Consider the following 3,973-nt stretch of genomic DNA (forward strand, 5'->3'; position numbering starts at 1 on the left):
GTAGGTGAACGCGGGGACTGGAAGGTGGTTGAGCGTTATGTAAAAAATCAGGGTAAGGAGTCGGAAACGAAGCAGTTACGCCTCCTCTGATACCCCGTGGCTTGCCACGGGGAGGTTCATTTTGCTCAGTGGAAGGATTAGAGGATAGAAAGAACATTTCACCTCCTTCATTAATTAAAGCAATTGAAATATAGTCTATTTCCATCTGCCCCAAAACATCTGAAAATATACGTCTCAAGATTGCAAAGTTCTCAAAAAGAAACTCTCTGGCTTTGGGGTGTAGCTTAATTTTTCTGTGTGCATCCATAATTACAACTCATACAGCGTGGTCGTATTTCTTACCTTTTTCTTCATACAAAGAAATCGAGCTAATTGCCAGGTCAATGATTTTCAATAAATTATTTTCTGAGGTATCTATGGAACGAACTTCTTTGAATAATCCCAATACAAAATCAGCATAGTCGCCATTACCGCCTTGTGAAACGGGATACAAGCGATGACTATGCTTTAAAATGTAATGTAATACATTTTCTTCTTGTTCATTGTTTTTTGGCGAGTTGAATCCCTCGTCACCGAATAATAACCAGCCAGGGCTGATTTCAAGATGCTTGCTGAGTTGCGTAATTTTTTCATAATCAGGAAGTGCGTCACCTCTAATGTAGCGACGACAAATTTGTTCTGAAGCACCCACTAATCCGGCTAGGCTTTTAATACAGATGCCATTAGGAGATCTAGATGCTGTGTAGCCTTTGACTTTTAGAGTTTTAATCAAACGATCAGCAAATGACTGATAAGGTCCATTGCTCATAAAAAATCCTTGCTATGCTATGTCGAAAAAAAAAATACCATATAAATCGGCATCATTCAATATCATATCGTATCTTAATTAAAATTTCTTAAAAAGGCATATTGATATTAAAACCAATAACGTTTTAATATTGCTTTCGCAAAATGATGCCAATGTTAATTTTGGTTTTATTGGATAAATATTATAAGGTTTTACAGGAGTATGTTGTATGTTTCATGAGAAAAAAATAATCATCTATAAGGAAATAATTCAGTATCTACTGGACTCTACAGAATATTCGCTGCAACGAATCGCAAATTTATCTAACTCTCCAGTCTCTCATTTACAAATGATCTTTCAATACAACCGATTACCTAAGGAAAGTAAAGTTGAATTGAATCTATTAAAACTTTTTCTAATTGTTATTGATATGGAGTTGAAGGGCGAATGGAAAACTCGCCTGCAACTTAAGTGACCAATGGATTGGAGAATCAATAATGCATTCTGTTAATAATCTTACTCAACAAATTTTATTTATAAATGATATAGAAACCATAATCGGAAAAGATCGATTAACTCTTCGTCGTTGGTGGACGGATGGTAAGTTCCCTAAACCAGTAAAATTGCATGGAAGAACCCTCGCGTGGCGTAAAGATGTAATCGATGAGTGGATTAATCATAACATGGGCTTCAGTCGGTAACATTCAGGATGAAAAAATGAGTAGATTTAATATATTACCACGACTAATTCGTCTTAGAGATGCCCCAGAATATTTAGGGATGGATAGACATCGTTTTAACGCGGAAGTGAGACCTAATTTAATTGAAATTCCTATTGGTAATCAGGGAGTAGCATTTGATAGGCTTGATTTGGATGCCTGGGTGGACGATTATATACATTGTAGTGGTCGTCCTGCGATAGCCAGACAAAGGAGTTTGGAAGCATGGGACGAAAAAAATCGCCAGGTATCTTCAAAAGAGGTGACTATTGGCACATCGATAAAGCGGTCTTTGGATGCAGAATTCGAGAAAGCACTGGTACGGGCAACCTCGAAGAAGCAGAAAAATACTTTGCAAAACGTATCGAAGAAGTAAGGCAAGCAAGTGTGTTTGGTGTAAGACCTAAACGCACGTTTATGGAAGCAGCCATTAAATTTTTAGATGAAAACCAACATAAGCGAAGCATTGATTCTGATGCAGGCCGTTTGCGTGTTCTAGTGCAGTATATTGGAAAAATGCCATTAGATTCAATTCATATGGGTATTTTGCAGCCGTTTATAGATGGACGACGTAAAGATCAGGTTAAAACAAGAACAATTAACCATGGTTTAAAAATTGTTCGTCGAATAAGTGGACCTCATTAAGTATCTATAATAAAGTAGCATACGCATCATAATTGAAATTAATTGTTGAAACAGTCCTACCCTCATGAAAATGCCATATTAACTTTCGTATTCGTTGGATCAGATCTTCCATTTTTGTAAATGATTTGCAGCCATAAACGTTCTGCTTTAACCAAAGCCAGAAACGCTCAATAGGATTATACTCTGGCGAATATGGTGGTAGAAAAAACAACTCCACCCATCCTTGTTTCTTAACAAAAGCCTGTACTTTTCTACTTTTATGTATGGAACCATTGTCTAAAATGATGATTAGTTTTTTGTCTGGGCTTGCTTGATGGAGTTGACGCAAAAACCAAATAAATTGCTCGCTGTTTCCCCGATCCGCTTGTTTCCAGTAGAAACGATTTGTATGCATGTTTAATGCGCCAAAAATAGTTTTACTCAGCCTGCTTTTAACTGTATGAACTACTTTTTTTCACCACATTTAAACCAGCCACGGCTAACATATGGTTGATTAGAAAAATGAGACTCATCAACAAACAGTATTTCAATGTCCTGTGTGGAGTATTTCCCAATCTCATCTACGATTGCATTGATACGTATTTTTTTCTCATCAGCCGATGGTGCATTTGCAGGCAATGTTTTTGAAAAGCGCTTGTACACAAATCCTAATTTATTCAATGCCTTTGCCAAGGTATTGTCACAAGCAGACAAACCTTGTTTTTCAAACCAGTGACGTAAAATGCTTATCTGCCATCCAGACTCTTGATAGCCGTAGTCTTGAGGAGAGTTATTTAGTAATTCTTCAAGTTGTGATTCAATAATAACGGCTTTCTTGGCGGGGCGTCCTGATTTTTGATGAGTTTCCAAGCCACAGATGCCTTCGGTTTTATAGCGATTTAGCCATAATCTAATTGTATGCTCGTTACGGCTTAGTTGGGTTGCGATTTCTTTAACAGATTTACCAGCGCTGGATAGCAATACATAATGCGCACGTTCACCAACGTTTGAATTCTTCGTTAGTCTTAAGCGATTCAACGCCGATTGTTCCTCAGCGCTTAATGACATCCTTATCATCTAATTCCTACCATTTTTTAAATGACATAGGATAAACGCTATCACATAATCTTTCTAGATACTTAATGAGGTCCGCTTAACAAACCTGGCTGCAACAGAATGGATTGATGAATATGGACTTACTTGGCTGCTCAATGCACCAAAAATCAAGTTATTGCCCGAGGACGATTTACGTAAACCCTATCCGTTGAGTTGGGATGAACAACGTAGGCTCTTTGCTGAGTTGCCTCCACATTTGGAAAAAATGGCGTTATTTGCTGTTAATACTGGATGTAGGGAGAGCGAAGTGTGTCACCTTCAATGGGACTGGGAAATTAAGATCCCTGAGTTGCCACACCTAATGGTGTTTATCATTCCTCCAGAAATGGTTAAAAATGGTGAAGAGCGCTTGGTAGTCTGTAATCAGACAGCAAAATCGGTAATTGATAGCGAAAGAGGGCGGCATGAGCAGTTTGTGTTTACCTATAAAGCCAATCCGATTACCCGCATGAATAATACAGGCTGGAAAGAGGCTCGCAAGAAAGCTGGCTTAGAGTTTGTACGAGTTCACGATTTGAAACATACCTTTGGTAGACGGTTAAGATCTGTTGGAGTAAGTTTTGAAGACAGGCAAGATCTGCTAGGACATCGTTCAGGTCGTATTACGGCTCTACCCCAAATACAGGGGCACTTTAATCGGATTATAGTAATCTAACTCTTTGATTTTGCAGTCAAAAGAGGATTAAAGTGCCGAAGAAAGATATTATCCTAAATTTACCTGGTTATT

General features: G+C 38.1%; 6 protein-coding genes and 2 pseudogenes. 4 read left to right on the forward strand and 4 right to left on the reverse strand.

The annotated features are described in order from the left end of the window. Positions 1-118 precede the first annotated feature (118 nt). Positions 119-307: pseudogene (locus tag ELY11_RS12855) on the reverse strand (flagellar biosynthesis protein FlgJ); the annotation flags it as partial. Between the two features lie 9 nt (positions 308-316). Continuing rightward, positions 317-808, reverse strand: coding sequence for a transcriptional regulator (locus tag ELY11_RS12100; RefSeq protein WP_127033834.1), 492 nt, complete (start codon positions 806-808; stop codon positions 317-319). Positions 809-1,016: 208 nt separating this feature from the next. Here ELY11_RS12100 and ELY11_RS12760 point away from each other — a divergent pair, with 208 nt between their 5' ends. From ELY11_RS12760 to ELY11_RS12540, 3 genes are all read left to right on the forward strand, one after another. Further along, positions 1,017-1,262, forward strand: coding sequence for a hypothetical protein (locus ELY11_RS12760; RefSeq protein WP_127033837.1), 246 nt, complete (start codon positions 1,017-1,019; stop codon positions 1,260-1,262). Positions 1,263-1,284: 22 nt separating this feature from the next. Next, positions 1,285-1,488 carry a helix-turn-helix transcriptional regulator gene (locus ELY11_RS12110; protein WP_127033840.1) on the forward strand — a complete coding sequence of 68 codons (204 nt, stop codon included), beginning with the start codon at positions 1,285-1,287 and terminating at the stop codon, positions 1,486-1,488. 243 nt (positions 1,489-1,731) lie between these two features. Next, a complete protein-coding gene (locus ELY11_RS12540; RefSeq protein WP_233579866.1) occupies positions 1,732-2,151 on the forward strand; it encodes a hypothetical protein in 420 nt (139 codons plus the stop codon). 4 nt (positions 2,152-2,155) lie between these two features. On the opposite strand, the gene ELY11_RS12705 is transcribed toward ELY11_RS12540, so the two are convergent. Further along, the gene (locus tag ELY11_RS12705) at positions 2,156-2,575 is read right to left on the reverse strand and encodes an IS630 family transposase (RefSeq protein WP_127033846.1); all 420 of its coding nucleotides are present in this window, start codon (positions 2,573-2,575) and stop codon (positions 2,156-2,158) included. 20 nt (positions 2,576-2,595) lie between these two features. Then, entirely contained in the window at positions 2,596-3,207 is a 612-nt protein-coding gene (locus tag ELY11_RS12710) for an IS630 family transposase (RefSeq protein WP_127033849.1), read from the reverse strand. 73 nt (positions 3,208-3,280) lie between these two features. On the opposite strand from ELY11_RS12710, the pseudogene ELY11_RS12135 reads away from it, so the two are divergent. After that, positions 3,281-3,853, forward strand: a pseudogene (locus ELY11_RS12135) (site-specific integrase); the annotation flags it as partial. Between the last annotated feature and the right edge of the window lie 120 nt (positions 3,854-3,973).

It is taken from the genome of Legionella septentrionalis, from assembly GCF_003989745.1.
GTDB lineage: Bacteria > Pseudomonadota > Gammaproteobacteria > Legionellales > Legionellaceae > Legionella_A > Legionella_A septentrionalis.

Bases quoted from the DNA above. Each gene is read 5' to 3' on its own strand.
- ELY11_RS12110 (WP_127033840.1), top strand. From the start codon at position 1,285: ATGCATTCTGTTAATAATCTTACTCAACAAATTTTATTTATAAATGAT.
- ELY11_RS12540 (WP_233579866.1), top strand. From the start codon at position 1,732: ATGGGACGAAAAAAATCGCCAGGTATCTTCAAAAGAGGTGACTATTGG.
- ELY11_RS12710 (WP_127033849.1), bottom strand. From the start codon at position 3,207: ATGATAAGGATGTCATTAAGCGCTGAGGAACAATCGGCGTTGAATCGC.
- ELY11_RS12760 (WP_127033837.1), top strand. From the start codon at position 1,017: ATGTTTCATGAGAAAAAAATAATCATCTATAAGGAAATAATTCAGTAT.
- ELY11_RS12100 (WP_127033834.1), bottom strand. From the start codon at position 808: ATGAGCAATGGACCTTATCAGTCATTTGCTGATCGTTTGATTAAAACT.